Source organism: Candidatus Poriferisodalis sp. (assembly GCF_965262965.1).
Taxonomy (GTDB): domain Bacteria; phylum Actinomycetota; class Acidimicrobiia; order Acidimicrobiales; family Poriferisodalaceae; genus Poriferisodalis.
Genome location: NZ_OZ253573.1, coordinates 2725627 through 2751445, shown reverse-complemented (window position 1 = coordinate 2751445; position 25819 = coordinate 2725627). Strand labels below are relative to the sequence as shown.

The 25819-nt window shown below is 66.2% G+C and carries 26 protein-coding genes and 2 tRNA genes; 15 read left to right on the top strand and 13 right to left on the bottom strand.

Annotated features, from left to right (window positions below; genetic code table 11):
* Positions 1-13: 13 nt before the first annotated feature.
* Entirely contained in the window at positions 14-2281 is a 2268-nt protein-coding gene (pknB, locus tag ACQY5K_RS13185; protein ID WP_428116002.1) for a Stk1 family PASTA domain-containing Ser/Thr kinase, read from the top strand.
* Between the two features lie 50 nt (positions 2282-2331).
* Positions 2332-2598, top strand: coding sequence for a cell division protein CrgA (locus ACQY5K_RS13180; RefSeq protein ID WP_419921596.1), 267 nt, complete (start codon positions 2332-2334; stop codon positions 2596-2598).
* A 132-nt stretch (positions 2599-2730) separates the two neighbouring features.
* On the opposite strand, the gene ACQY5K_RS13175 is transcribed toward ACQY5K_RS13180, so the two are convergent.
* On the bottom strand, positions 2731-2988 hold the full coding sequence (locus ACQY5K_RS13175) for a hypothetical protein (protein ID WP_419921595.1): 258 nt from the start codon (positions 2986-2988) through the stop codon (positions 2731-2733).
* 78 nt (positions 2989-3066) lie between these two features.
* On the opposite strand from ACQY5K_RS13175, the gene ACQY5K_RS13170 reads away from it, so the two are divergent.
* Positions 3067-3327: a hypothetical protein gene (locus ACQY5K_RS13170; RefSeq protein WP_428115999.1), complete on the top strand. Its 261-nt coding sequence runs from the start codon at positions 3067-3069 to the stop codon at positions 3325-3327.
* A gap of 12 nt (positions 3328-3339) precedes the next feature.
* Here ACQY5K_RS13170 and ACQY5K_RS13165 read toward each other — a convergent pair whose 3' ends face one another.
* Positions 3340-3708: a DUF3499 family protein gene (locus tag ACQY5K_RS13165; RefSeq protein WP_419921593.1), complete on the bottom strand. Its 369-nt coding sequence runs from the start codon at positions 3706-3708 to the stop codon at positions 3340-3342.
* A 180-nt stretch (positions 3709-3888) separates the two neighbouring features.
* Here ACQY5K_RS13165 and ACQY5K_RS13160 point away from each other — a divergent pair, with 180 nt between their 5' ends.
* The gene (locus ACQY5K_RS13160; RefSeq protein ID WP_428115996.1) at positions 3889-5193 is read left to right on the top strand and encodes an acyl-CoA dehydrogenase family protein; all 1305 of its coding nucleotides are present in this window, start codon (positions 3889-3891) and stop codon (positions 5191-5193) included.
* Between the two features lie 14 nt (positions 5194-5207).
* Here the strand turns inward: ACQY5K_RS13160 and ACQY5K_RS13155 are convergent, their stop codons facing one another.
* Complete coding sequence (locus ACQY5K_RS13155; protein ID WP_428115994.1) at positions 5208-6839, bottom strand: class I adenylate-forming enzyme family protein; 1632 nt, start codon at positions 6837-6839, stop codon at positions 5208-5210.
* A 162-nt stretch (positions 6840-7001) separates the two neighbouring features.
* On the opposite strand from ACQY5K_RS13155, the gene ACQY5K_RS13150 reads away from it, so the two are divergent.
* Positions 7002-8030, top strand: coding sequence for a TIGR03617 family F420-dependent LLM class oxidoreductase (locus ACQY5K_RS13150; protein ID WP_428115991.1), 1029 nt, complete (start codon positions 7002-7004; stop codon positions 8028-8030).
* Between the two features lie 51 nt (positions 8031-8081).
* On the top strand, positions 8082-8864 hold the full coding sequence (locus tag ACQY5K_RS13145) for an SDR family NAD(P)-dependent oxidoreductase (protein WP_428115988.1): 783 nt from the start codon (positions 8082-8084) through the stop codon (positions 8862-8864).
* Here ACQY5K_RS13145 and ACQY5K_RS13140 read toward each other — a convergent pair.
* Both ACQY5K_RS13140 and ACQY5K_RS13135 read right to left on the bottom strand, forming a co-directional pair.
* Positions 8861-11317 (bottom strand): CoA transferase, encoded by a 2457-nt coding sequence (locus ACQY5K_RS13140; protein WP_428115986.1) that lies wholly within the window; start codon positions 11315-11317, stop codon positions 8861-8863. The two genes, ACQY5K_RS13145 and ACQY5K_RS13140, sit on opposite strands and share 4 nt — an antisense overlap.
* A 98-nt stretch (positions 11318-11415) precedes the next feature.
* Positions 11416-12168, bottom strand: coding sequence for an enoyl-CoA hydratase/isomerase family protein (locus tag ACQY5K_RS13135; protein WP_428115983.1), 753 nt, complete (start codon positions 12166-12168; stop codon positions 11416-11418).
* A 184-nt stretch (positions 12169-12352) separates the two neighbouring features.
* On the opposite strand from ACQY5K_RS13135, the gene ACQY5K_RS13130 reads away from it, so the two are divergent.
* The 3 genes from ACQY5K_RS13130 to ACQY5K_RS13120 are packed head-to-tail and all read left to right on the top strand — an operon-like array spanning position 12353 to position 14925.
* Complete coding sequence (locus ACQY5K_RS13130) at positions 12353-13348, top strand: homocysteine S-methyltransferase family protein (RefSeq protein ID WP_428115980.1); 996 nt, start codon at positions 12353-12355, stop codon at positions 13346-13348.
* Positions 13349-13402: 54 nt separating this feature from the next.
* Positions 13403-14287, top strand: coding sequence for a hypothetical protein (locus ACQY5K_RS13125; RefSeq protein ID WP_428115977.1), 885 nt, complete (start codon positions 13403-13405; stop codon positions 14285-14287).
* On the top strand, positions 14272-14925 hold the full coding sequence (locus ACQY5K_RS13120) for a UGSC family (seleno)protein (RefSeq protein ID WP_428115974.1): 654 nt from the start codon (positions 14272-14274) through the stop codon (positions 14923-14925). Before ACQY5K_RS13125 ends, ACQY5K_RS13120 begins: the two co-directional genes overlap by 16 nt.
* On the opposite strand, the gene ACQY5K_RS13115 is transcribed toward ACQY5K_RS13120, so the two are convergent.
* From ACQY5K_RS13115 to ACQY5K_RS13105, 3 genes are all read right to left on the bottom strand, one after another.
* Positions 14912-15319 (bottom strand): hypothetical protein, encoded by a 408-nt coding sequence (locus ACQY5K_RS13115; RefSeq protein WP_428115971.1) that lies wholly within the window; start codon positions 15317-15319, stop codon positions 14912-14914. The two genes, ACQY5K_RS13120 and ACQY5K_RS13115, sit on opposite strands and share 14 nt — an antisense overlap.
* Positions 15320-15373: 54 nt before the next feature.
* Positions 15374-15781 carry a hypothetical protein gene (locus ACQY5K_RS13110; protein WP_428115968.1) on the bottom strand — a complete coding sequence of 136 codons (408 nt, stop codon included), beginning with the start codon at positions 15779-15781 and terminating at the stop codon, positions 15374-15376.
* A gap of 428 nt (positions 15782-16209) precedes the next feature.
* Positions 16210-16959, bottom strand: a complete 750-nt coding sequence (locus ACQY5K_RS13105) for a TIGR04255 family protein (protein ID WP_428115966.1) — start codon at positions 16957-16959, stop codon at positions 16210-16212.
* Between the two features lie 128 nt (positions 16960-17087).
* Between ACQY5K_RS13105 and ACQY5K_RS13100 the strand changes: the two genes are divergently transcribed.
* Together ACQY5K_RS13100 and ACQY5K_RS13095 are read left to right on the top strand one after the other, a co-directional pair.
* Positions 17088-18086 (top strand): WD40/YVTN/BNR-like repeat-containing protein, encoded by a 999-nt coding sequence (locus tag ACQY5K_RS13100; RefSeq protein WP_428115963.1) that lies wholly within the window; start codon positions 17088-17090, stop codon positions 18084-18086.
* 48 nt (positions 18087-18134) lie between these two features.
* The gene (locus ACQY5K_RS13095; RefSeq protein ID WP_428115961.1) at positions 18135-19430 is read left to right on the top strand and encodes a tetratricopeptide repeat protein; all 1296 of its coding nucleotides are present in this window, start codon (positions 18135-18137) and stop codon (positions 19428-19430) included.
* On the opposite strand, the gene ACQY5K_RS13090 is transcribed toward ACQY5K_RS13095, so the two are convergent.
* Positions 19422-19495, bottom strand: a tRNA-Ala gene (locus ACQY5K_RS13090). The genes ACQY5K_RS13095 and ACQY5K_RS13090 overlap by 9 nt on opposite strands.
* A gap of 105 nt (positions 19496-19600) precedes the next feature.
* On the opposite strand from ACQY5K_RS13090, the gene ACQY5K_RS13085 reads away from it, so the two are divergent.
* The 3 genes from ACQY5K_RS13085 (at position 19601) to ACQY5K_RS13075 (ending at position 22719) form a co-directional block, all read left to right on the top strand.
* Entirely contained in the window at positions 19601-20806 is a 1206-nt protein-coding gene (locus ACQY5K_RS13085) for an MFS transporter (RefSeq protein ID WP_428115958.1), read from the top strand.
* A gap of 24 nt (positions 20807-20830) precedes the next feature.
* Entirely contained in the window at positions 20831-21733 is a 903-nt protein-coding gene (locus ACQY5K_RS13080; RefSeq protein WP_428115955.1) for an LLM class flavin-dependent oxidoreductase, read from the top strand.
* 89 nt (positions 21734-21822) lie between these two features.
* On the top strand, positions 21823-22719 hold the full coding sequence (locus ACQY5K_RS13075; RefSeq protein ID WP_428115952.1) for a TIGR03564 family F420-dependent LLM class oxidoreductase: 897 nt from the start codon (positions 21823-21825) through the stop codon (positions 22717-22719).
* Between the two features lie 21 nt (positions 22720-22740).
* Here ACQY5K_RS13075 and lgt read toward each other — a convergent pair whose 3' ends face one another.
* Positions 22741-23733, bottom strand: a complete 993-nt coding sequence (gene lgt / locus ACQY5K_RS13070) for a prolipoprotein diacylglyceryl transferase (RefSeq protein WP_428115949.1) — start codon at positions 23731-23733, stop codon at positions 22741-22743.
* Between lgt and ACQY5K_RS13065 the strand changes: the two genes are divergently transcribed.
* On the top strand, positions 23732-24469 hold the full coding sequence (locus tag ACQY5K_RS13065) for a maleylpyruvate isomerase family mycothiol-dependent enzyme (RefSeq protein ID WP_428115946.1): 738 nt from the start codon (positions 23732-23734) through the stop codon (positions 24467-24469). The two genes, lgt and ACQY5K_RS13065, sit on opposite strands and share 2 nt — an antisense overlap.
* A 33-nt stretch (positions 24470-24502) precedes the next feature.
* Here the strand turns inward: ACQY5K_RS13065 and ACQY5K_RS13060 are convergent, their stop codons facing one another.
* The 3 genes from ACQY5K_RS13060 to ACQY5K_RS13050 form a co-directional block, all read right to left on the bottom strand.
* A complete protein-coding gene (locus tag ACQY5K_RS13060) occupies positions 24503-25489 on the bottom strand; it encodes a Gfo/Idh/MocA family oxidoreductase (protein WP_428115944.1) in 987 nt (328 codons plus the stop codon).
* An 84-nt stretch (positions 25490-25573) separates the two neighbouring features.
* On the bottom strand, positions 25574-25714 hold the full coding sequence (locus ACQY5K_RS13055) for a hypothetical protein (RefSeq protein ID WP_428115941.1): 141 nt from the start codon (positions 25712-25714) through the stop codon (positions 25574-25576).
* A 17-nt stretch (positions 25715-25731) separates the two neighbouring features.
* Positions 25732-25805: transfer RNA gene (locus tag ACQY5K_RS13050), tRNA-Ile, on the bottom strand.
* Positions 25806-25819 lie beyond the last annotated feature (14 nt).

Below are 25819 nucleotides of genomic sequence, written 5' to 3'. Positions count from 1 at the left end.
CTGCTCAGTGCCCATGGCAGACAACGACAACCCGATCTTCGGCGGCCGTTACGAGCTGTTCAGCCGCATCGCGCGAGGCGGGATGTCCGAGATCTTCTTGGGACGCGATCGGTTGCTGGACCGGCCGGTCGCCGTCAAGGTGCTATTCCCGGAACTCGCCAACGACTCGTCGTTCGTCGAACGCTTCCGCCGCGAAGCACAGGCGGCTGCGAACTTGAGCCAACCCAACGTGGTCGGCGTGTACGACTGGGGCAACCACGACGGCACCTACTACATCGTGATGGAGTACGTCGAAGGACGCAGCCTGGCCGAGGTGATCCGCAGCAATGGCCCGCTGCATCCGGACCGGGCGGCTGACATCGCTATCGACATCGCCGCGGCGCTCGCCTTCGCCCATTCGAACGGCGTCGTTCACCGCGACATCAAGCCCGGCAACGTCATGATCACCCAATCGGGCCAAGTCAAAGTCGCCGACTTCGGCATCGCCCGGGCGCTCGGCGGCGGCTCGGACGACCTGACGCGCACAGGCTCCGTCATGGGCACCGCCACCTACCTGTCCCCAGAACAGGCCCAAGGACAAGACGCCGACCCGCGCAGCGACGTGTACTCGCTGTCGGTCGTGCTCTACGAGATCCTGACCTCGGGACCGCCGTTCACCGGCGACAGTCCGGTCTCCATCGCCTACAAGCACGTCCAAGAACCGCCGGTGCCACCGTCGCGCTTCAACGCCGACGTACCGCACGAGCTCGAGGCCATCTGCCTGCGCGGTCTCGCAAAGGAGCCCGCAGCGCGCTACGGCTCGGCTGCGGAAATGCGCAACGACTTGCTGCGCTTCCGTGCTGGCCAGCCAACACATGCCGCCGCGGTCGACATCACGGCCTACTTCCCCGCCATCAAGACGGAGCCCGCGCCGGCTGCGGTACCCGCGACCGCGCCGGCGGCCGCCGAGCCGCCTGTCTATGGCGCACCCCCGACGCCTCCGCAGGGCTACGGCGGCTATCCGCCCGCATACCCGCCAGCTCCCACCGCCGTCGAGCCGCCCGACCGCACGCCCATGTGGATCACGCTGTTGGTCGTGTTGTTGCTGGTCATTGCAGGGCTCGTGTTCCTGCTCGTCAACGATCGTGGCCCGACGACGGGCATCGCAGCACCGGACGACACTTCCGACGTTCGGCTGCGAGTGCCGAATGTCGTCGGATTGCATTTCGCCGAAGCCGAGCGCGAACTGGGAGATGTCGGCTTCGATTTCGTCACGATCGAATTCTCCGAACGCGACGACATCGAGGAGAACGTCGTCTTCCAGCAGAACCCACGTGCAGGCCTGCTGCTGGCCGAGCCGAACAACCCGGACCGTCCGATCACGCTGTTCGCCGCGGCGCCGACAACGCTCGTGACGGTGCCCAATGTGTTCGGCAGGCCGTATCCCGAGGCCGAAGCGGTGCTCGTCGCGGCAGGTTTCAGCGTCGAGCGAGTTGACGTGCGCAACGACAGTCTCGAAGTCGGACAGGTGACCGAGCAGAGCATCGCAAGCACCGAAGAGCGACCTGCAGGGACCGAGGTGACGCTGACGGTTTCGGCGGGTCGGGGCGAGGTGGAGGTTCCGCGCCTGGTCGGGCAGACCATCGACGACGCGCGCGTCACACTGGCCCGCCTCGGTCTCGTCGACCGCGTCGAGCGGGAGTTCTCCACCGAGTTCAGCGAAGGCTCCGTCATTCGCAACAGCCCCGAAGCCACCGATTCGGTGGAGCGGGGCAGCGTGGTCACGCTGATCGTCTCCGATGGGCCCGAAGAGCTGGTCGTGCCGTCGCTGGAAGACTTCGGCACGTCTCTTGCCGACCGGATCGAAGACGCACTGGTGACAATGGGCTTCTCGGTGAAGCGCTCGGCGCGCGAGGTGTCGAATCTCGATGTCAATACGAACGTTGTTCGCGAGGTCAGTCCCGAGCCCGGAACCGTGCTCATCGCCGGATCCGAGGTCGTACTCCACCTGTTCAAGCCGCCAGAGATGGCAACGGTCCCAAGCCTGCAGGCCCTCGGAACCTTCGAACCCGACGACGCGACTGCCGCGATGACAGAACTCGGTTTCACCGTCGAACGGCGCACCCAAGAGGTCGCGGGCGGAGACGCCGCCGACGGGCAGGTGATCACGTTCGAACCTGCACCCGGCACGGTCATCAGAATCAACTTCGATACCGTCACCATGGTGATCGGCGAAGCCCTCGACGAATCGAGCTCTGGCGAAGAGCCCGCCTCCGAGAGCGGAAGCCCGAGCGAGTCGTGAACCGCGTGTTCCCGCGACGCGAGGCTTTGATGCTTCTAGGGTGAGCTGCCATGGCAAGGCCACGCAAGACCAGCCGCATCACTCCCAAGGGCACTCGCCCGCAGAACGCGCAGCAACAACAGCACGCTGCCAGCAGCCACGTTCCCCAGAGCGCGCCGTGGTTCGGTTGGCTCATCGGCGCACTGCTGGCCGCCGGCACTGCGGTGATCGTGTCGAACTACCTGAGCTGGCTGCCCAGCAGCCCCCACAGTGCATGGATTGCGGTGGGTTTGGGTGTCGTGCTGGTCGGCATCCTGCTCGCGACCCGCTGGCGATAGCCGCATTCACCGAGTCAAGAGGGACGCCGCAACACGGGGATATGGCCCGAGCGGCTCATGACATACCTGAGAACCAGTGAATGACACTGATGTGATTTCCCCAGGTTGTGGAAAATCTGTGCAGAACCAGCGCTACTCGTCAGCGTTCGCCACCAGATCCATGTCCTCGCTGCAGCACCGAGGCGGTTCGGGGTGCTGAACCGGTGCCCGGGTCATGCGCATCTCGGTTCCGCACAGGCTGCAGCGGTAGGTCAAGCGCACTCGGCGTAGCTCCCCCGGTGGGGGCGGCGGCGGAATCGGCCGCGAGAACGTCGCCATCATCCGTAGACCGAGCCGGTACACGACGTAGATGAACACCAGCGACAGCGGAACTGCCAGCCACAGGCTCACGCGATCACGCTAGTGGCGCGCGACCGGGAGCGTGGGCAGGTGCTTTGGCAGGACTCTTGGGTGTGCGAGAGTGGCGGCATGCGGCCCAGTGGGACCGAGCCAGGGGACTTTGTCGACTACGACATGGACCTGTTGGAAGCTCAGCGGCGCACCAGGATGCGATCTGCGCTTGAGGCCAGCCGAATCGAGCTGTCTGAAGAACTCGGCCTCGAACTGCATGTCGCCAACGAAGGAAACGAGCTGGTGCTCGCCGACGCTGACGGCATCCGCTATCGAGCGACCATGAATCCCCAGGGCCGCCTGGTGCTCACCGCAGTGCGGGGCGCAAGCCTGCTGTAGCGCCGCAGCGGATCAGCGGCCGCGTACAGGCGCGGCCCGAAAGGCCCGTTCGAGCATGGAGGGCTGCTCTTGGGGCAAAGGTTCGGCGAGTGCCTCGGGTTCGGGCCGCGAACGGGGCTCGAAGAGCGGCTCCGTGATATCGGCGGGCATCGGCTCCGGCTTGGGTTCGGCGACTCGCTGGTCCTGGAAGTCCCAGCCCAGCGGGACGCGGATCCGGTCAGCGTGCATTGGGCACAGCGGGACGACGACGTCCCGATTGCGACGTGCTCCCGCCATCGTTGCGGCGTCGAGATCGTAAATCCACGCCATGGTGCGGACGATGTCATAGCCCAGACCCGCCGTGGCCGCCTCAGTGCACGTTCCCCGCACGCATTGCAACATGGCCCTCGAAAGTACTGGCGCATCGCCGTCCGAACGGGGATATGCAACCGTGACCAGCAGTGCCGCACTCAGAATCGTCCACCTCGTTTCGGTAGGGTTCTCTGCGCTCGGCGCAGGCAAGCGCTGCAGGTGCGAATGAGAGGAGCCGCTGTGGTTGGCGGAGCATTGAGATCAGCGAGCATGGACGATTTCGACCTGCGGATGTCGACTTCGGTCGAGCCGCTGTATGAAGCCGTGAAGACGTTCATCCGCGACGAGGTCGATCCCATCACCGAAGAGTTCCACCGCCTCGGCGAGAACCGCGAAGAGCGCTGGAGCTGGGGGGACGGGCAGCTCGAACTGCTGGAAGTTGCCAAGACCAAGGCACGCGAGCAGGGCCTGTGGAACTTCTTCCTGCCCGACGCCGAGACCGGCCAGGGCCTCAGCAACCTCGACTACGCCTACATCGCCAACGAGCTGGGCAAGAACCGGCTGGCGTCGGAGTGCCTGAACTGCTCCGCGCCTGACACCGGCAACATGGAAGTCCTGGAGCGTGTAGGCACCGCCGAGCAGAAGCAGCAGTGGCTTGAACCGCTGCTCGAGGGCAAGATCCGCTCTGCCTACGCCATGACCGAGCCGGCCGTGATGAGCTCGGACGCCAAGCAGGTGCAGACCAACGCTGTGCTCGACGGCGAAGAGTGGCTCATCAACGGCGAGAAGTTCTACATCTCAGGGGCGGGCGACCCGCGCTGCAAGATCATGATCACGATGGTCCGCACCAACCCCGATGCGGACACCTACAAGCAGCAGTCGCAGATCCTCGTGCCGATCGACGCACCGGGCGTGAACATCCTGGGCCCGATGCACGTCTTCGGCTCTGACGACGCCCCGCACGGACACATGCACATTACCTTCGAGGACGTGCGCGTGCCCAAGGACAACATCCTGCTCGGCGAGGGCCGGGGCTTCGAGATCAGCCAGCTGCGTCTTGGCCCGGGCCGCATCCACCACTGCATGCGCTCCATCGGCGCCGCCGAAAAGGCCATCGAGATGATGGTGGACCGGGGCTTGTCCCGTGAGGGCTTCGGCAAGAAGCTCATCAACCTGGGCAAGAACATGGAGATCGTCTCGCGCTCACGCATCGAGGTCGAGGCCATGCGGCTGATGGTGCTGCGTGCCGCGAAGGCCATGGACACGCTCGGCAACGCAGAGGCCCGCGTCTGGGTCAGCGCCGTCAAGGCGATGGTGCCCGAGAAGTGCTGCGACATCATCAACGAGTCCATCCAGATGCACGGCGCTGCCGGTGTCTCGCAATGGTTCCCGCTGGCTGACATGTGGCACGCGCAGCGCACGTTGCGGCTTGCCGATGGTCCCGACGAGGTACACCACCACGTCGTGGCGCGCTCGGAGGTCAAGAACCGCGAGAGCGAGCGGTCCATGGGGCTCGTGACCGACCACACGCTGGGCGGGCCGGTTGCGCCGGCCATGGCGTTCTCGGGGCCGTAGCCGCTGGCAACGCGTTAGGCGTGGGTGGGGTTTCCTAGGCGGTCTAGGGCCCAGTCGCGGAGCTCTACTTTTCGGATCTTGCCTGAGGGCGTGGTGGGCATCTCGTCTACGAAGATCACATGGCGGGGGATCTTGAAGCTGGCTATGCGGCCGCGGCAGCGCTCTAGGAGGGCATCTTCGGTGAGGTCGGTTGGGGCTGTGGCGGTGCGCTGCACGAAGGCGACGGGGACCTCGACTAGTCGGGGGTCGGGGTAGCCGACTACGGCTAATTGTTCGACGCCGTCGACATCGAGCAGGTAGCCCTCTACTTCTGCGGGTGAGACGTTCTCGCCGCCCACTTTCAGCATGTCCTTGTGGCGGCCGATGAAGACCGCGTGGCCGTCGGGCCGCATCCGGGCGATGTCGCCGGTGTCGAGCCAGCCGTCGTTGTCGAGCACTTCGGCGGTGGCTTCGGGGCGGCGCCAGTACTCCTCCATCACCGTGTAGCCCCGGACGAACAGCGCCCCAGGAACGTCGGGCGGGCATTCGTCGCCGGTGTCGGGGTCGCGGATCTGGAACTCGATGTCGTCCATCGGGTAGCCGGAAGCCTCGCTGCGCTGCTCGACGCTGTGGGTGGGGTGGCTGCAGCTCACGAACGCCCACGACTCGCTCATGCCCCAGCCGGAAACCGTCGGGCAGAACACTTCTTGTGCCCGGCGGGCCACTGGGGTGGACGACTCCATGCCTGCAGCCAGGGTTCCCATCCGCAGGCTGGACACGTCGCGGGGGTGCTCTTGCTGAGCCCGCAGCAGGTCGCCCCAGTGCGAATCGAACCCGTGCAGGACCGTGCCGCCGAGCGACTCGACTTCTGCCAGGATCGCCGCAGGGTCGAAGACGTCGAACAGCACTTGGCAGCCACCGGAGAGCACCGCCTGGATCGACACTTCGCCGAAGCCGAACAGGTGGAACAGCGGCAGGTAGCTCATGTGAATGTCGTTGTGGGTGTGGCCCAGCAACATGGCGCGCTCACGGCTGTTTCGCAACGGCCGGTGGGTATGCACGACGCCCTTGGGGTGCCCAGTCGTACCCGAGGTATACGCCAGCATCATGCGGTCGTCGACGGTCACGCTGGCTGCCCGTTCGGCTAGCTCGGCGTCGGTAACGCTCTCGCCCGCGGTCAGCAGGCCGCCCCAGCTCCCGGTGTCCGCAAGGCTGTCATCACGGGGCTCGCCGGTGAACACGAGGCGCTCCAAGTGCCCTGCCTCAACGATCCCGGGGTAGGCCTCGCAGAGCATCTCGCGGTAGTCGATCGGCCCCGAGCGGTCGATCGAGATCATGAACCGGCTCTCGGACTGCGCCACCGTGTAGGCGACATCGTCGGTGCGGTAGCGGGTGTTCAGCGGCACGATGCAGCACCCCACCTTGGCGATGGCGTACTGGAGCCACAGCCACTCGGGGAGGTTGGTCATCCACACGGCCACGTGGTCGCCCCGCTGGGCCCCCAGCGCCATCAAACCCTTCGCCACACGGTCCACCTCGGCGGCGAAGTCGGCGTAGTTCCAGCGCCGCTCGCCGAAGACCACCGCCGGGCGGTCCCCCCACATGCGAGCCGCTCGATCAACGGCATCCCCGAGCAGCAGCCAGTCGTATTTCGCACCTTCAGCCATCGCCGCAGCGTAGGCCAACGTTCCCGTAACACGCCCAGCCGATGGGCCGCACCGATGAGTCACTACGGACGCGAACCGGCGGCGGGGCTACGTTGAGCGAGTTCGTGCGTTCGTGGGCACTGGTGGTCCGAGCCACCTGCAGCCCGAAGGAGTGGTGCCGCCGTGGAATTTGACCTGATGACCGGCTCCTCAACGTGGGGTGAGGCCGCCAAATTGGCGCAAGCCGTCGAAGGGGCCGGTTTTTCCGGGATGCTCTACACCGAGACCGGGCAGGTGCCGTGGATGCAGCTCGCCGCGGCCGCCACAGCAGCCCCCAGCCTGACCTTCACCACCGGCATCGCGGTCGCGTTCCCCCGAAGCCCGATGGTGTCAGCACAGCTCGCCTGGGAACTCGCCGGCGAGACCCGCGGCCGCTTCCGGCTGGGGCTCGGCAGCCAGGTGAAAGGCCACATCGTGCGGCGCTACTCGTCGGAGTTCGATCGCCCTGCGGCGCGTATGCGCGACTACGTGCTCGCAGTGAAGGCGTGCCTGCGGGCCTTCCGCCGCGAGGAGAAGCTCAGCCACGAGGGCGAGTTCTTCAACCTCAGCCTGCTGCCCGCTCAGTGGACACCGCGCAAGCACGATTACGGCGACGTCAAGGTTGACATCTCGTCAGTGGGGCCGATCATGAACGGGGTGGCGGGCGAAGTCGCCGATGGCGTGCACGTCCACCCAATGCACACGATGCACTACATCCGAGAGCGGCTGCTGCCCGAGGTGGCCCACGGCGCCGGGCGGGCCGGCCGCGATGTCACCGAGATCGACCTGATCGTGCCCGTTTTCGCAGCGCCGGGAGACTCGCCCGAAGAGCTGGCCCCGCTGATCCGCCGGGCCAAGACACAGATCGCCTTCTATGGCACCACCCCGAACTACTCGTTCCAGTTCACCGATCTGGGGTACGAGGGCGTCACCGAGAAGCTGCGCGACCTGATGCGCACAGGCGACATCGCCAGCATGGCCGAGGTCATCACCGATGACATGCTCGAGCACTTCGCCCTTGTCGCACCCTGGAACGAGATGGCCGACCGGCTGAAAGACCGGTATGGCGGCACTGCGGCCCGGGTGGTCATGTACTTGGCCGAGGAGCAGATCCGCAAGGACCCCGACATGATTCACAAGTGGGGCGAGGTGGCGCACGCCACACGCTCGTGAGCGAGCCTTTGCAGGGACGTTTAGCGACACACTATGGCGACAGGAGAAGACGTGACTGACAACGGCAACGCGGACCGGGTGGCATTGGTGACCGGCGGTGGCCGAGGCATCGGGCGAGAGATCTGCCTGGGACTGGCCCGCGACGGACGAAGGGTGGCCGTGGCTGACCTGCGGGTGCCTGAGGCCACCGAGACGGCCGCAGCGATCAACGCTGAGCGCGGCGGCGAATCCGCCAGAGCCATTGCCGTGCCCATGGACGTGGCTGATTCTGATTCGGTGACTCAGGGCTTGGTGGCGGTGGCCGACGAGCTCGGCCCGGTCGAAGTCCTCGTCAACTGCGCCGGATGGGACGAGCTCAGGCCCTTCGGTACAACCGATGAGGACTTCTGGGACCGTGTCATCGAGATCAACTACAAGGGCCCGCTGCGGACCACGCATGGATGCCTGCCCGCCATGATCGAGGCGGGCTTTGGCCGGATCGTGAACATCGGGTCCGACGCCGGACGGGTGGGCTCGTCGGGCGAGGCCGTCTATTCCGGTGCCAAGGGCGGCGTCATCGCCTTCACGAAGACCATCGCCCGCGAGGTGGCGCGCCGCGGCATCACTGCGAACGTGGTGTGTCCCGGGCCGACCGACACACCGCTGTTGGAAGAGATCGCCTCGGCCACCGACACGAGCGACAAGATCATCGGGGCAATGGCTCGGGCGGTGCCGATGAAGCGCATCGGTCAGCCGCACGAGGTGGCATCGGCCGTCGTCTACCTGTGCAGCGAAGAGGCCGGTTTCATCACTGGCCAGACGCTGTCGGTCAGCGGCGGGCTGACGATGGCCTAAGCGGGCGGTGCTGTGGCGATGGTGTTGCTGTCGTAGAGGTCGGCGATCTCGTCGGGCTCGTAGCCGAGTTCAGCCAGGATCGCCTCGTTGTGCTCGCCCAGCTTGGGCGGTGGCCTGACGTCGGCGGGCGTGGTGTCGAAGCGAAACGCCAAGCCTGGGAAGTGTTGTGGCTGCTCACCGGGGCGGGCGAGGTCAACCATGAGGCCGCGGGCGGTGCTGTGGTCGTCGTTGACGATGTCAGCGATCGTCATCACGGCTGAGGCTGCGATGCCGGCTGCCTGCAGTTCGGCGGCGGCTTCGTGCTTGTTGCGGGCGCTGGCCCAGCGCTCGATGACGGCGTCGATGGCGTCGTGGTTCGCTTGACGGGCCGCGAACTTCGCCCAGTCAGACGAGCCGCACTCGTCGCCGCACTCACCCTGGAGGATTCCGGCCAACGCCTGCCACGCTTCGTCGTCGGTGACCGTCAGCGCCAGCCAGGCATCTTCGCCGCGGCAGCGGTAGACGCCCGCAGGCGCAGCGTCGGATGAGCGCGCCCCACGGCGAGGCGGTGGCGCAGAGCTGGCCGGACGCAGCGAGGCTGCCCCGAACTGGTCGCCGGCGACTGCAATGGCGGTCTCGAGCTGGGACAGGTCGACCGCGACCGGCTCACCGGTACGCCAGTGCTGCCACAGTGACGCCAGCGCGATCACCGTGCCGTGCAGGCCGCCGACTACGTCGGGGAAGGCGATGCCCTGCTTGTACGGGCCCGAGTCCGGATAACCGGTGGTGAAAGCCAAGCCCGAAGCGGCGTCGAGGACGGGGCCCCAGCTGATGTTCTCGGCGTCGGGTCCCGTGGCGCCGAAGCCGGACATGTCGAGCGTCACGATGTAGGGGTTGATCTCGCGCAGCTCGGCGGCCGTGATCCCCAACGAGCGAACGCCGCGGGGGCTGTAGTTGTTCACCACAATGTCGGCCGTCGCGACAAGCCGACGCAGGACATCGCGGCCGCCGGGAGCCTTCACGTCGAGGCAGAGGTCCCGCTTCGAGCGGTTCATCTTGTTCCAGTGGCCGAGTCGGTTGAACCAGTCAACACCGGGATCGTTGCCGAGGAAGATGCCATTGCGCGACAACGGCCCGGGCAGTTGCCCCCATACCCAGTCGCCGCGCTCAGCCGAAATCATCTCGGCGGGGGGCATGGCGAGGCCGCGGGCAGTCGGGTGCTCGATCTTGATGACGTCCGCACCGAGATCCGCCAGCATCCGGCACACCAGCGGACCGGCCCACGCAATCGTGAACTCCACTACGCGCACACCCGCCAAAGGCTTGATGCCGACTGGCCAACGACGTTCATTCGAAGCGGCGCTCTCGGGGCCCGCGCCCAGCGCTGGTGCTCGGCGAAACTGCGGTGTCACGCCATGGATCCGGGCAGGCGGACCGGGCAGCCGAGCACCCGAAGCATCGTCATCTGGTGCGCCGGCCGCGTTCAGGTTCACCCAATAGTCCCGGGCGGCGAGTTGCGGGCTGGCCAGCATGTCGTCGAGGCTGGCGACCGGACCAGAGGGAACCTGGTTGTCCTGCAGTGCAGCCACCGCTTCGGCCACGGTCTTGGTGGCAGCCCAGGCGCGGATGATCTCGTCCAGCTCATCAGCGTGGTCGAAGCGGACGGCGGGCACATAGAAGTCATCGCGGGCCAGTAGCTCCACCTGGTCCATTGCAACGCAGAAGCCCTCCCACTGGTGAATCGAAACAGCTGCGATGCACACCCAGCCGTCGATGCACTCATAGAGCGCCAGCGGATGGTGCTGCTCGCCGAAGCGATTCCCCCAGCGCTGCTTGGTGACACCGTTGTGGGTGTAGAGGCTGAAGCTCCACTGGTGGGCGCTCGTCAGGGCCTCCAGCGCGGAGATCTCCACCAGGTCGCCGCGGTCGGCCGTCGCGGCGTTGACAAGCGCGGCCTGAGTGCTGATGGCGGCCGTGGCGCCGACCAGGTGCGTAAGCCACGGCCCGCCGCCCGGCAGCGGATGCCGGTCAGGCTCGCCGTTCAGATTCATGTGCCCACCCAGCGCCCAATGCTCCAGTGGGCCGGCCCGCCAGGCCGATTTCGGCCCTGTGAATCCGTACGGAGTGATCGCTGCCACCACCAGTTCAGGGTGCGCCTCACGGGCCGCAGCAATGTCGGATTGGGTCTCGGTCAGCTCACCTTGGACGTCCAGCACGACGGCGTCGACGCCGTCGGCCAGCTCTGCGAGCGAAGCACCAGCATCAACGATGACGGTCGACGTGTTGGCCCGCAAGTATTCCCAGACAATCGAGAGCTCATTGCCATCCCGGTCGGCGACGAGACCCGTCCGTCGCAGGTCGGAGCCCTCCGGAGGTTCACCCACCACGACATCGGCACCGGCCATCGCCAGCAACCGGGCGCAGTACGCACCCGCCCGCCCGTCACTCAGATCCAGTACTCGTACGCCCCGCACATCGCCCCTGAATCGCCGTCAGCCGCAGCGGTCCCGGAGCGTACCCACGCCCCGCGATCTGTGCTTGAGGGATAGCCCAGGCTCGACTTGGGCCCGGATCAAGCGCCGTAGTCGGGGTCTCGGCGTTCAGCGAAGGCCCGCAAGCCCTCCTTGGCGTCGGGGGAGGCGAAGGCCGCCCGGGTGTATTCCTGGTACAGGCGCAGGCCGTCGGGCAGTGACATTTCGCGGCCGCGCAGCGCCAGCTCCTTGGTCATCCGGATGGCGGCGGGGCCATTCGCTGCGATCTGGTCGGCGATGCCGCGGGCCGTCGACTGCAGATCTTCGGGAGCGGTCATCTCGCTGACCAAGCCGACTCGCAGCGCCTCGGCAGCGTCGATGAACCCACCGGTCAGCAGCAGCCGCATCGCATCCGACGAACCGATCAGACCCGGCAGCCGCAAAGCCCCGTAGCCGTGCAGGATCGCCCAGCGCACCTCCGGGCAGCCGAACTGTGCGGTGTAGTCGCAGACCCGAATGTCGCAGAACAGCGCCAGTTCGAGACCGCCCGCGAGGCAATAGCCCTGGATGGCAGCGATCGTGGGCTTAGCGGTCTCCATCCCGACGTCAAAGCGGTCAGGGCGCCACGGCATCCACGCCGTTCGGTCGGCGAACTCGCCGAGATCGTGACCCGACGTGAACGCCCGGCCGGTGCCGGTGACGATCATGCACCGCACCGCCGGATCAGCGTCAGCTTCTCCGAGGGCTGCACCGATGCCGTGGTACATCTCGTCGGTCATCGCGTTGAGCTTGTCCGGTCGATTCAACGTGATCGTCGCCACGTGCCCGTCGACGTCGTAGGTCACCTCGTCCATGGCAAGCTCCTCGCTCGATTGGCGAAATGCTTGCACGATCAGCATGCAAGTGACGACGGATGCTGCCGAGCCCGCGAAAAACTCGTTGTGTGGCGAAATCCCGGCGGCAGTACGTTGGCCGCGTCGGCCATGACTCCCAGGACGGGCCCGCAACCGCCAACCGGCCGATGAGGGACCCAGACCGATGACAACCACACTGAACGACCTGGTGAAATCCAAGGGCTACGTCGTGGCCGACGGCGCGATGGGCACGCAGCTATTCGCCGCCGGGCTGTCGGCAGGATGGTCTCCCGAGGAATGGAATCTCAGCCATTCCGAAAAGGTGCGCGCCGTCCACAAGGGATACCTGCAGGCGGGCGCAGATCTGATCGTGACCAACAGCTTCGGCGGCAACTGCTTTCGACAGAGCCTGCACGGCTTCGAACGCCGGGTGGATGAGTTGAACCAGGCCGCCGCGCACATCGGCCGGCTCGAGGCCGACGCTGAGATGGAGCGGTCAAGCCGGCCGGTGCTCGTCGCCGGCTCCATGGGGCCTACCGGCGAATTGCTGGCACCGCTCGGCGCCATGGAGGTGCGAGCGTGCGAAGCCGCTTTCGCCGAGCAGGCCGCTGCGCTGACGACAGGCGGGGTCGATTTGCTGTGGATCGAGACGATGAGCGCTCTCGACGAGGTCGAGGCGGCGGTTCGCGCCGCGCGTTCGGTGTGCGACCTGCCAGTTGCGGTCACCATGAGCTTCGACACCGCTGGTTGCACGATGATGGGCGTCACCGCCACAGAGCTGGCTGACCGGCTGGGGGCGCTGGATCTCGCGGCCATCGGCGCCAACTGCGGGAACAACGTGCCCGACACCGAAGCCGTGGTCATTGCCATTGCCAGCGCAGGCAGCGGCACGCTTACCGTGTCCAAGCCGAACGCAGGGGTGCCTGTGTGGCGCAAGGATGCGTTGGTCTACGACGGCACCCCCGAATTGCTCGCCGCGCATGCGCACCGCGCACACACAGCGGGCGTCGGCGTGATCGGCAGCTGCTGCGGCAGCACGCCGGCTCACACCGAGAGGATCGTTTCGGTGCTTGCAGGCAATGAACCGCCGCCGTCGGTCGAAGTGGTCCTCAACCCGCAGGCGGCTCTCGATGAACGTTTGGTCCGCCGACGGCCCCGTCGACGCCGGAGCAGTGGTTGACTCCAACCAGATGCGATTGCAACTGCCCGTCAGCTCCGAAGGCTCGCGATCACAATGACGGCAGAGCGTGACGTCGAACTGAACGACCCGTGGCAGGCCATCGAAGCCTGCTTCGAGGCCGGCTGGACCGACGGTCTGCCGGTGGTGCCGCCGACCGAGCCGCTGGTCGAAGCCATGCTGGACGGCGGTGTGTGGGATGCCAGCGACGTACTGCTGCGCGAGCCCGCACGCGGACTCGAGGTCACTGCTCGCAAGGCGGCCGCCAATGCCGTCATGGCAGGGTGCCTGCCCGAGTACTTCGGGGTCGTGGGCGCAGCCCTCGCGGCCACCGGCGACCCATCCTTCGAGCTGCACGCCGTGTCGGCCAGCACCGGCGGCGCTGCAATCCTCATCGCGGTCAACGGTCCGATCCGTGACGAGATCGGCATTCACTACAAGGAAAACCTCTTCGGTCCCGGCTTCCGGGCCAACGCCACGATCGGCCGAGCGGTGCGGCTGGTGCTGCGGAACTGTCTCGCGGCCATTCCCGGCCAGCTCGACAAGAGCACCCAGGGCTGGGCCGGCAAGTACGCGATGTGCTTCGGGGAGGACGAGGCAACCAGCCCATGGGAGCCGTACCACGTCTCGCTCGGCTACTCGCCGTCGGCCAGCACGGTCACGGTGATGGCCGCCGAGTCGGGCCACAACGTGCTGAACCACGCCTCGCCGGACCCTGAGGGCCTGCTGGGCACGTTCGCCGACACGATGTCGGCGTTCGGCTCGCTCAGCTCCGGCCGCTCGCTGGTCGTGTTCGCTCCAGAGCACGCCCGCAAGCTCGGGGCTGCTGGCTGGAGCCGCGCTCAGGTGCAGGAGTACTTGTTCACTCACGCCACCCGGACCTATGCCGAGGTGAAGCGTGGCGGCCCGACGCTCTGGAAGGCGCCGTGCTGGGCCTGGTGAGCAACGGCAAGACGCACGCCCCGGGGATCCTCCAACGTGTCGCCCAGAACCTGATCGACTCGCACGGGGCACGCGACGCCGTGCTGATGCTCAAGCCCACCGCCAACCTGCCCGCCGCGGCCATCCTGACCGAGCCGTTCGCCAGCACTGGTCAGGCAATCGCCGAACTCGCAGGCTTCGCCGACTATCCGTTCGCCACGGTGCCCCACCCCATCGGCAGCCTGACCACGGCCGAGGCGATGGCCGTCGCCGATGCGGTGACCCCGTCCGTGCTGCGCCTGCTCACCAACACCGACCCTCACCCGGTCAGCAACCGCGAACCGATCGGCGGCGACGCATCGAGATCATCGTCAACCGATTCCGCGCTCGCCGACGTCGTCGAAGAACTGGCCACGGTCCTGCGTGCCGACCTCACCGCCTCCGTCGCAGGACGCCACATCACCCTTCGCCTCCACATTCCCGACGAAGCCTGCGCCGAGTGCATCCTGCCCGCGTCGATGCTCGCACCCATGTTCGGGCACCGCTTCGACACCGAACTCGGCCCCGGCTGGACCCTCACCCTCAACGATCCGCGGGAAGTCGGCTCGGCTGAGAGTGCGAAGCCGAAGCGCGATGGCCAAGAACTCAGTTCGTCCTAAAGTCGGTCAGGCTCTCGCGCACACGCTCGCGGATTTCTTCTCGATCCAACTCCGTCGGAGCTGAGTAGATCGCATTCTTGACGACATGTTGGGCTTCGTCGTCTGTGAGCCTGAGGTCGTCAGAGATCTCGGCGTCGCTGAAATAGCTCGACAGTTGGCTGAGGCACCACTGGGGAATCTCACTTGGCGGTGGTGTGACATCAACATCAGGAATCCTCTGGGCCAGTTTGCCGGAGCCCAGAACTTCGTAGAAGGTCGCCTTATCGACACCGAGCTGCCTCAGAATCCCGCTTTCGAGACCTCGGTATTCGGACTTGTCACGCGAGATGGTGGTGCGGAGCGTTTCGCCCCCAACTTTCTTTGTGTAGATGTCGTGCTTGGCTCCCCGTCTCAACGTCCAGCTGTCGAGCTCAACGAATCGACGGTGTTCGTTCTTGTCAATCGCGAATCACCGCCCGAAGAGAAGCTTCTCAAGCACCGAGTCTCTATCGGCCTGCTTCAGCCTCGCCACGAGAGGTTCGCGTGCATTGTGCGGTTCCTCGCCGTACAGATATTCGTCCCAATCCACGATGTAGTCCCGAACAAGCGACGCCAGGTCGTCTTGCGCGGTCGCTAGTTCTTCGTCGGCCGCAAGAAGGCCCAACTGGTCAAGCGAGAGCACGAAAGCACCATCGATCAGCTCGACTTCAGCGAGACCATCGGCTGCAGCTCTGTAGCGAGGAAAGACCCTCGTCAAGACGTCGCCGTCTGAAATCCTGCGGTCAAAATGGCGCAACGCAAGTTCAAAATGGCCTGCTGACAGGACATCGGCGACTGACAGGTGCGACTCGACATCATCAAACAGCTGCAGAGGCATCGCCAGCCAGTACCCCGGATCGCCTCCACTGCGCTGCACGTGGGAGGCAAAGGCAGCAAGCTTGCACAGGGAACCGAAGCGACAGCTGTCCGGCAGCGCCTGTCCCTTCCGCCACTTTGTCACGGCTTGTCGACTGATCCCAGAGACCTTGGCGACGTCATTCCACGCGATGCCAAAGTCCGAGTTCAGAAGCTCCAAGAGTTCCAACGGCGGACGTCGCCGGAATCCCCGCGTCAACTGCTCTAGTTCGCCAACGACACCGATGGGCTCTACGACTCCTGATCTCTCACGGGCAGATCTATAGGGGCCCGGTGGCCGCAGCAACACGGCCGACGTCACCGCGGAACTGAACGTGTCATGACGCGCGTCTGCGCGAGTGCTGGCATTGCACCAGCGCTCTAAGTTCCTCCGCTCTGCCATCAGCGATTTCATGCTTCGCCACTCAACAGCTTCAGCGAGTCTGATGTGAGTACCCGAGAGAACGACTCTTTGATCACCGCATGAAGCGAGTCCAACTCGCCAAGGGTCACATCCGCGCTCGCATGTTCCTCGAATCGGCGCCATCCAGTCCACTCCACCGCCAGGACGCTGTCCTCAGGTGCCTCGTATTGACCGTGCAATGGGTGGCCCTCGGAAATCGCTGATTCATATGTGGGTGCCCACTCCACGTTGACGTGCTTGTCGTCGTCGAGGTGGAGGACGAGGCCGCCGTAGTGCCCTTCGACACGGTCGAGCACCACGTCTTCGGCAACGACCGGCAGACGGACGTATTTCTGCCATTCGAAGAGCCCTGTTGCAGCCGGGGGACGAATCTCATCCAGGAAACGGACGGAGACGTGGTCGATTCCCCGTCCCACCTCGACGTACTCAAGAAGTCCCGCCACGACAGCGCGAAACCGCTCCCAGCGCTCGTACCGAACGGTCGTGATGTGCAGGCCATCTTGCAGCACGGTCACCATGTCGGCCGCGTGCACGGCCGAGAACAGTTCGCCCTCCGCCTTCTCGTCATCGGAAGACGAGAGCACAATGTTGTAGCCGGCACCAAGAATTGGGCGCAGGATCGCGTCGTGGTCGGAAGTGCTGAGCTTGGCGTCGAAGCTCACGTAGGCACTGACCAGCCTGACGAACGGGAACGGATAGATCTCACGCTCAGGGTCAAGAACCAACGATGCTCCCACTGCTATAGCCGACGGCCGGACTCGACGACAACCAAAATGTTAACCAGATCTGCACCCCTTGACGGTACGCCCTCGCAACCCGACGAACGAACTTTTTTCAACGCTCGATGGCGATCTAGGGTGACGGCATGAACGGTCAGCTGCTTGCGGGTACCACCAGAGGCGTCTTCGTCATCGACGACGCGGGGGCCACACAGACGCTCGAAGCTCGCCATGTCCGCGACCTCGTCGACCTCGACGGTCGCGTTCTCGCCGGAACGGCTGCGGGCCTGTACACGAGCGAGGACGGGGGTCGCACCTGGTCTGGACCTCAGCTCGAGGGCCGCGAAGTATGGCAGATCCGCGCCGCGCCCGGTGGGCGGCTCTACGCCAGCACAGAGCCTGCCGCCCTGTTCCGCAGCGATGACCAGGGAGCGACATGGGCTGAGATCTCTTCGTTCGCGGCGCTTCCCGAGGCCGCTCGGTGGTGTGTGCCCGTCGAACCTCCCCAACCGGGACGCGCCCGTGCCCTGGTCATCGATGAGAACGATCCGGACCGCATTTGGGTGGGCGTCGAGGTCGGCGGAGTAGCCCGTACCACCGACGGCGGCCAGAGCTGGACGGTCGACCTGCCCGGCGACAATCCCGACATCCACATGATGTTCGCCCACCCCGCCGAGCCCGGTGTGCTGTTCATCAGCACCGGCTATGGCCGCTTCGACGGAGTCGCCGAAGAGCTCGAGGGCAACGCCGGCGTGTTCCGATCCGACGACTACGGCCAGACATGGGCCTACGCCTGGAAAGGCGTCACGCCGCGCTACTCGCGTCCGCTGTGCATCGATCGCCGCGACCCCTACAGCGTCACCGTCGCTAGCGCCCCCACCGCGTTCTCGCACTACAAGGACGACGGCGGAGCTCATGCAGCCCTGTACCGCTCTGATGACCAAGGCCGGTCGTGGCGATCCCTCTGCGATCCGGCCCATTCGCCATCGCACGCCAACTTCCATGGCCTGACCGTCGACCCCGAACAGGTGGGTGGCGTCCTGGTCGGCACCGACACCGGCGAGGTGTGGCGGGTGTCCGACGACGCCCAGTGGACCGAGCTCGGGTCCGGCCTCCCCCTCGTCTGGTCGCTGGCGGTGGTCTGAGGGGGCACCTGGGAACCGTGTAGGTCCAGGACCTTGGAGGCGGAACGCATGGAGGACCGCTACGGCCTCAAGCTCAGCACCTCGTCGGCGGCCGCCCGTGACGCATATGTCGAGGGCATCGATCGGATGCTCGCCGCCGAGGCCGGGGGTGAGCAGTCCTTGTCGGCTGCGATCGCGGCAGATCCTGGCTTCGCTCTTCCTCATGCCGCTATGGCCCGCCAGCATCAGCTCTACGTGCGGCCCGCCGAAGCACAGGCCTCTGCGGAAGCTGCCGTCCGGCTGAGCAGTGGCGCCACGGCAAGAGAACGCCAGCACGTCGAGATCGTCCGGCTGCTCGTGTCCGGCAAAGTCCCCCAAGGACTCGACCTCATCGGCCAGCACGTCGCCGACTATCCCCGCGACGCGTTCGCGTTGTCGCCCGCGTGCGGCGTGTTCGGTGCCATCGGCTTCAGCGGTCGCATCGGCAGGGAAGCCGAGCTGCTCGCATTTCTCGAACCGCTCGCCATCCATTACGGCGACGACTGGTGGTTCGCGACCGTGCATGCGTTCGCGCTGATCGAGCAAGGCCAGTGGGACCGGGGCCGGCGGATGGCCGAACGGTCGCTCGAACAGCGGCCGACGAGCGGGCATGGCGCCCACACGCTGATACACGCATTCTTCGAAGCCGGCGACGATGACGAAGCAGTCGATTTCCTCGACGGCTGGCTTCCCGCCTCCGACCGGTCGAGCGTCCTGCACTGCCACATCTGGTGGCACTACGCGCTGGCGCTGTTGGCGGTCGAGCGGTTCGATGCAGCTTGGCAGGCCTTTCGACACAACTGCCTGCCCGGCGCGACAACCAGCCCGCCGATCACCGTGTTCTCCGATTCCTCGTCGTTCCTGTGGCGCTTGGAGCTGGCCGGCAACCCGCGCGATCGAGACACCTGGGAGAGGGTGCGCGAGTTCTACGAGGAAAACTTTGCCCAGCCCATCGTGTTCGTCGATGCCCATCTCGGTCTCGTGTACGCAGCACTGGGAGAGGCCGAGCAATTGCAGGCCAGCATCTCGCTGCTGACCGAACTCGGCGAGGCCGGTCGACTGCCCGCGGGGACTACCGGGGCGACGCTAGGCCGGGCCTACGGCGCCTTCGTCGACGAGCAGTGGTCGACGGCTGTCGAGTTTCTTGAGCCGTTGATCCCGCAGGTTGTCCGCATCGGCGGCAGCCGGGCCCAGCGCGACCTGATGACCAACACGCTGCTCGCCGCATACGTCCGCAGCGGACACATCGACGAGGCACGAGCCTTCTGTGAGCGCGTGATCGACCGCCGTCCCACACGCCCGGTCGCCGGCCTGAAGTGGAGCTGACGGGACTCGAACCCGTGACCCCCTGCTTGCAAAGCAGGTGCTCTTGCCATCTGAGCTACAGCCCCAACGAGTCGAAGGTCTGCGAGGGTACCGGCCAAGGTGAAGGGCGAATCCGTGCGAAAGCAGCAAAACCGGCGGGCCGGACCGCCGCAGGGCAGGCTTGGGGGCTGGTGGGGGGCACATCGAATCTGAGGCATCCGGGTGAACCGGAGGACGCGGCGGCCCCGTGGTCGATCGCGGCGGCAGCCTTTGCCGCGAACTTCGTGACGTTCGGGATCCTGTTCTCGTTCGGGGTATTCCTGACGCCGATTGCCGAGGACTTCGGCACAACCACCGGGCCCGTGGCGGCGCTGTTCTCGACGGCAATCAGTACCTACTACCTCGGCGGGGCCATAGGCGGCCGCATCGGCGATCGTTTCGGCGCTCGACCGCTGGTGGCGGTGGCCGCGCTGGCCATGTCCGCCGGTCTGCTCGGGACCGCCTGGTCGACGGCGCTGTGGCAGACCTACGCGGCCTTCGGAGTGCTCGTCGGGCTCGCTACCGGGTTCTGCTATCCCTCGATGATCGGCCTGATCGGCCGAAGCTTCAGCGAGCAGCGCCGACCAGCCGCGATGGGATTCCTGCTTGCCGGTGTCGGCGCGGGGACGCTGGTAATGCCGTGGCTGGGGCACCAGCTGATCTCGGCGATCGGGTGGCGGCAGACGTATGCGGTGCTGGCTGCCGTGGCCTTCGTCGCGATCGGCTGGGCTGCCACACGGGGCGACCGAGTGCGCACTCGCAGCGTCTCGCTGATGCGCATCGCAGCGCTTGCTCGATCGCGTCGCTTCCGGCTGTTCTTCGCCGCTGTCGTTGCCATCGGACCGGGGTTCTACGCGCCGGTTGCCTTCTACAACGACTACGCGGTCGATGCCGGGGTGGCACCGGGACTGGCCGCCGGACTGATCGGGATCTCCGGGGCCACAAGCGTTATCGCCCGCCTGGCGTATGGCGCCCTGGGCACCCGCATCGAACCGCTGTGGCTATGTCGGGCGGCGTTTGGCTGCCTGACTGCTGCGTTGGCGATCTGGTGGGTTTCCGGCGGCAGTGCGGCGGTGCTCATCATCAGTGCTGTCACCCACGGCGTGGGCTGGGCGGTGTGGGTGTCTGCCACGCCGTCGGTGCTGGCGCAGTGGTATGGCGTGGAAAACCTCGGCGGCATCATCGGCATCTACTACACGGGCCTGGGGGTGGGCGGGCTCGTCGGCCCAGCGGTATGCGGATTCATCATCGACGCCGCTGGCTTTGGGCCCGCCATCGCGCTCGTCACCGTGACCAGTCTGGTTGCGCTCGGTCTGCTGGCACTGCCGATGCGCGAGAAGACCACACAGCCCGACTGAGACCAGTCTGCTAGGAAACCCCGCATGAACATGCCTGCCATTTCCCTGGCCGCAGTGCGCGGTCGCCGTGAGCGCACCCTCGAGATCGCCGCCGAGATCGAACAGCGCGGCTTCAGCGGGATTTTCTGCCCTTCGATGGGCGACCCCGTGGCACTGTGCCAGTCGATCGCCCACGCCACGAACGAAATTGTCTTCGGGACATCGGTGCAGCCGATCTACTTCCGCAACCCCGTCGACATGGCCTCGACCGCTGCGTTCATCCACGAGATCTCGGGTGGCCGGTTCCGGCTGGGCATCGGCGTGACGCACGGACCGGTGCACGATCGGCTGGGCATCACGCCGGGCAAGCCGCTCGCGGACACACGGGACTACATCGCAGCGATGGAAGCTGCATCCGCCCACCACGGCGAGCTGCCGCCAATTGTGCTGGCCACGCTGCGCCAGCGCATGGCCGAGTTGTCAGCCGAGATCAGCTCTGGTGCAGTGTGGGCGAATGCCAGCTGCAACGACTTCGCGAACTCGGTGGCGCACCTCGGCGATGCCGGCGAGCGGGACGACTTCTTCGTCGGCAACATGATCCCGACGGTCATCGATGACGATCGGGCTGCCGGCGCGGCTCGCAACCGCAAGACGCTGTCCGGTTACGTAGCGCTGCCGAACTACCGCAACTACTGGAAGCAGGCGGGCTGGGTCGACGAGATGGAGGCTGTCGAGGCCGCGGTCGCTGCCGGCGACGGCGAGGCCCTGAACCGGGCGATGACCGATGAATGGCTGTCGAATGCGACGCTGTATGGCTCGGCGAGCGAGGTGCGTGACGGGGTCGAGGCGTGGTTCGACGCTGGGTGCAAGACCCCGATCCTCGTGCCGTCGAGCACCAGCGGCGGCCAGCTCAAGGCGCTCGAGGAGATCTTCGACACCTTCGCCTGAGCTTCCAGGGCGCGATAGCGACCGCATCAACACAGGGCCTGGCCTCGCCGTCGAGAAACGTCGCGCAGCGCGCAGTTACGCTGCCGGGCATGCATATCGAGCTGTTCGGATTCGACACAAGCCCAACGCGTTTCGAGGCCAGCATCCGCGACGCCGCAGAGCAGGGATTCAGACGCTATTGGACCCCGCAGATCTTCGGCCATGACGCGCTGACCACCATTGCGGTGGCTGGCCGTGATGTGCCGGACATCCGCTTGGGGACGGCCGTGGTGCCCACCTACCCGCGCCATCCGATGATGTTGGCCCAACAGGCGCTCACCACCCAGGCCGTCGTCGGCGGCCGGTTGGACCTGGGCATCGGCCCGTCGCACAAGCCCGTAGTGGAGGGCATGTGGGGCTACTCGTTCGATCGGCCCATTGCGCACATGCGCGACTACCTCACCATCCTGACCAAGCTGTTGACGGACCGGCGCGTCTCCCACGGCGGCGATGCTGTGACCGGCCGCGGCGAGATCACTCCCCCGGCCGCAGACGCCCCGCCCGTGTTCGTCGCGGCGCTCGGCAGCCAAATGCTGCGCCTGACGGGACGCATGGCCGACGGCACGTTCACCTGGATGACCGGCCCCGCAACGCTGCGGGACCACACCGCACCGACGATCAACGAAGCCGCAGCCGAGGCGGATCGTACGGCACCGCAGGTCGTGGCTGGCTTCCCGGTGTGCGTCACCGACGACGTTGATACCGCACGAGCCCGCGCTGCGAAAGATCTGGTCGTCTACGGCACGCTGCCGAGCTACCGGGCCATGCTCGATCGCGAAGGCCTGAGCGATCCCGAGGACATTGCCATCATCGGCAGCGCCACCGCAGTTGCCGACCGCATCAGCGCCATGGCGGACTGCGGCGTGACCTCATTCGCAGGCTTGGCTTTCGGCACGCTCGACGAGCAAGCCGCCACCCGCGACACGCTGGTCAGCCTGCTCAGCTAGCCCCGCAACCGAACGCCGCCGTCATCGCGTCTCGTCGGTGTCGCTCACATTCACCACGTCGCCGGCGACCGGCTCAGGGTCGGCTGTGCGAGCGAGTTCGCTGCCCCCCGACGGACGCAAGCCCACGAACACGGCGATCAGCGCTGCGACGCCAACGACGATGCTGGTCCACACGTTGATGCGCAGGCCCCAGAGTTCGTTGGCGCTGTCGATTCGCAGCAGCTCGATCCAGACGCGCCCGGCGGTATATCCGAACACGTAGACCGCAAACAGGTAGCCGGTGCGCAACTGGGGGAGCACTTTCGGGATCGCCCAAACGAGGACTGCCGCCAACACGAGATTCCACAGCGCTTCGTAGGCGAACGTCGGATGGAACGTCTCGTTGAGGCCGTACCCGGCAACACGATGCGCCTGATCGATCTCCAGTGCCCATGGCAGATCCGTGGGACGCCCGTAGAGCTCCTGGTTGAACCAGTTTCCGAGCCGGCCGATGGCCTGGGCCACAGCGAGCGCCGGCGCAAGTGCGTCAAGCATCGTCGCGGTGCTGTACCCGCCGCGGCGCATCATCCATGTCGCAACAAGGACACCGGCGGAGATGCCTCCCCAGATGCCCAGGCCGCCCTGCCAGATCTTGGGAATGTCGCCGAGGCTGTCGCGATAACGATCGAAGTCCGTGATGACGTGATACAGCCGGGCGCCGATCAGTCCGGCCGGGACAGCCCAAACCGCAAGCGACCCGACGAGATCATTGGCAGCGTCGAAGCCAGCGTCACTGGGGCCAGAATCTTGGGGGCCAGAATCTTGGGCGACAGCGATGGCGCGGTGCCAGCGACGAGTGGTGATCCATACCGCAATCAGCACGGCCACGCCGATGGCAACGCCATAGGCTCGAATGTCAAGCGGTCCGAGCGAGATGTAGCTGCGCGACGGGCTTGGAATGGACGCCAGCAACTGCTGCATCGGTTCGGTGACACCGATGGCACCGGCGAGCGAGAAGAGGGGAGCTTCGGCCATGACGCAGCAAGGGTACGCAGAGTGTCTGGCAGCGCAGGGCGGGCGCCTGGTCGAGATCGCCAATACAGCCGAGCGCACTCCCGACGATTGGCAGCGTCAGATCCCGGAATGTCCCGGTTGGGATCTCGAAGGGCTCATCGGGCACTGCGCCGGCGTGTGGACGTTCGTCGGCTCCAGCATCGCCGCCGGCGGGCCCGTCGACCGCGACAGCATCATCCAGCCCGACAGCACATTGGCGCAGTGGCACGCCGATGCGCTCGATCGCCTTGTCGCTGAACTCACAGCCCGCCAGCCCAGCGATCCCCTCTGGAGTTTCAACCCTCGGGACCAGACCGTCGGATTCTGGCTGCGGCGCATGGCCAACGAGGCGACTATGCATCGTTGGGACGCCGAATCCGCATTTGATGGAACGCCCGCACGGATTGATCCCGGCGCAGCCGTTGACGGCATCGATGAACTCTTCGACTTCTTCTTGCCGGTGCGGCAACCGAACGTGTTCGCCGGCAATGGCGAGACCATCCACCTGCACGCCAACGACGCCGACGGCGAATGGGTCGTCACCCGCACGCCCGACGGCATCGAGGTGGAGCGTGCGCACCGTAAGTCGGATGTAGCCGCCCGGGGGCCGGCGCAGGACTTGCTGCTGTTCGTGTGGGGCCGCCTTGGCCCTGAGCGACTCGAGACCTTCGGCAAGGACGAACTGCTGACAGAGTGGCAACAACTCGTCCGCATCTGAACGGCTGCTCGCCGCCGCTCGAACCACGCAGGGCTACAAGCTCGCGCCCTCATAGGCCGCGGCACGAACACCGAGTTCGGCCAGCTCGGCCAGCCAGGGCAGTGGATCGTCGAGCATGCCGAGACCCCATGCACCGGACGGCAATTCGTCCGCGAGAGCCCACCCGGCCGCAGTGGCAGCCACGGCAGCCGCAGCTGCACTGGGATGGTCGATGACGCCCAGGACGTCGGTGCGGTGACGCCCGTCGCGCAGGCCTCGCAACTCGACGCGCACGCCACCGGGGCCGCCATCCGCGTGGGGCGGCCGCAGCATCGGCAGCATCGCGGTGAGGCGATCACGGCGGGTGCCTGCGACCCGGGCCGTGACCCGTTCGACGTCACTGAACGCCGGCACAAGCAGCAACGCATCGCACAGGGCTGCCCTGTAGCAGTCATGGGCACCCAGCGGATCCGGGAACCACACCAGCTCGCGACCCGAACCTCCGCGGCGGCGGCGCCACTGTCCTTCGCGCCAGTCGATAGACGTCCCGGTGCGTGCGCGGTGCAATTGACGTTGACAGGCAGGGCCGGCTGTGCCCATCCGGGCGATGTGCACTTCAGTCACCACGTCGAATTGCGCCGCGCCGTGGCGAGCGAGCAAGCAGCTGTATCCCGGCGAGAAACCAGCACCGATCGCAATCGAGCGTTCCACAGCCACAGCAAGCCCATCGAGCGCGAGCAGTTCCTCGACATCGGTCACGGAATCCGAAAGCGACACGACATGCGCGCCACGCGCGAGCGCCTTCTCAGCCAGCGCAGCATGACCGCCGCTGGGCAGGCTCAGCACCACGACGTCCGCGTCAGGCAGCTTGCCTGGTGCAACGACTTCGACGTCGACGTCCAGCAATTGCGACCCGAAGCCCCTCAGGCGCGCGGGGTGCCGTGAACCGAGAACGAGGCGGTCAAGCTCAGCGCGAGCTGCCAGATGGCGCGCTACACGCTGGCCGACGGCACCCGCTCCGATCACGGCGACGGTGCTCAATTGGTGGGGCTCATTCGATGGGCTTCACTCGGGGGGCTCATTCGATGGGCTTCACTCGGGGGGCTCATTCGGTCAGCGGCACAGTCACCGAAAATCGGGGCCGGCCAGTTCGCGCCAGCTGCCCTCGCGGCGAGGTACGTCGTCGCAAGAACGCAAGCGCAGGATGACGGTGACCAGCCCGCCGACCACGCTGGCCAGAAGCACCCGCCGCAGAAAACTCACCATTGCCGCCTCAGTTTGTGTGGGGCTAGATGGAATCGAACCAACGACCTCACCCTTATCAGGGGTGCGCTCTAACCGACTGAGCTATAGCCCCGCAGGACCGCTCAC

What these genes read in the sequence shown, in the direction of transcription:
- ACQY5K_RS13160 (WP_428115996.1), top strand. Translation starts at nt 3,889, where the DNA reads ATGGACGATTTCGACCTGCGGATGTCGACTTCGGTCGAGCCGCTGTAT.
- ACQY5K_RS13075 (WP_428115952.1), top strand. Translation starts at nt 21,823, where the DNA reads ATGCATATCGAGCTGTTCGGATTCGACACAAGCCCAACGCGTTTCGAG.
- ACQY5K_RS13165 (WP_419921593.1), bottom strand. Translation starts at nt 3,708, where the DNA reads ATGTTGCAATGCGTGCGGGGAACGTGCACTGAGGCGGCCACGGCGGGT.
- ACQY5K_RS13180 (WP_419921596.1), top strand. Translation starts at nt 2,332, where the DNA reads ATGGCAAGGCCACGCAAGACCAGCCGCATCACTCCCAAGGGCACTCGC.
- ACQY5K_RS13095 (WP_428115961.1), top strand. Translation starts at nt 18,135, where the DNA reads ATGGAGGACCGCTACGGCCTCAAGCTCAGCACCTCGTCGGCGGCCGCC.
- ACQY5K_RS13100 (WP_428115963.1), top strand. Translation starts at nt 17,088, where the DNA reads ATGAACGGTCAGCTGCTTGCGGGTACCACCAGAGGCGTCTTCGTCATC.
- ACQY5K_RS13125 (WP_428115977.1), top strand. Translation starts at nt 13,403, where the DNA reads ATGACGGCAGAGCGTGACGTCGAACTGAACGACCCGTGGCAGGCCATC.
- ACQY5K_RS13155 (WP_428115994.1), bottom strand. Translation starts at nt 6,839, where the DNA reads ATGGCTGAAGGTGCGAAATACGACTGGCTGCTGCTCGGGGATGCCGTT.
- ACQY5K_RS13055 (WP_428115941.1), bottom strand. Translation starts at nt 25,714, where the DNA reads ATGGTGAGTTTTCTGCGGCGGGTGCTTCTGGCCAGCGTGGTCGGCGGG.
- pknB (WP_428116002.1), top strand. Translation starts at nt 14, where the DNA reads ATGGCAGACAACGACAACCCGATCTTCGGCGGCCGTTACGAGCTGTTC.
- ACQY5K_RS13110 (WP_428115968.1), bottom strand. Translation starts at nt 15,781, where the DNA reads ATGCCTCTGCAGCTGTTTGATGATGTCGAGTCGCACCTGTCAGTCGCC.
- ACQY5K_RS13135 (WP_428115983.1), bottom strand. Translation starts at nt 12,168, where the DNA reads ATGGACGAGGTGACCTACGACGTCGACGGGCACGTGGCGACGATCACG.
- ACQY5K_RS13065 (WP_428115946.1), top strand. Translation starts at nt 23,732, where the DNA reads ATGACGCAGCAAGGGTACGCAGAGTGTCTGGCAGCGCAGGGCGGGCGC.
- ACQY5K_RS13170 (WP_428115999.1), top strand. Translation starts at nt 3,067, where the DNA reads ATGCGGCCCAGTGGGACCGAGCCAGGGGACTTTGTCGACTACGACATG.
- ACQY5K_RS13130 (WP_428115980.1), top strand. Translation starts at nt 12,353, where the DNA reads ATGACAACCACACTGAACGACCTGGTGAAATCCAAGGGCTACGTCGTG.
- ACQY5K_RS13080 (WP_428115955.1), top strand. Translation starts at nt 20,831, where the DNA reads ATGAACATGCCTGCCATTTCCCTGGCCGCAGTGCGCGGTCGCCGTGAG.
- lgt (WP_428115949.1), bottom strand. Translation starts at nt 23,733, where the DNA reads ATGGCCGAAGCTCCCCTCTTCTCGCTCGCCGGTGCCATCGGTGTCACC.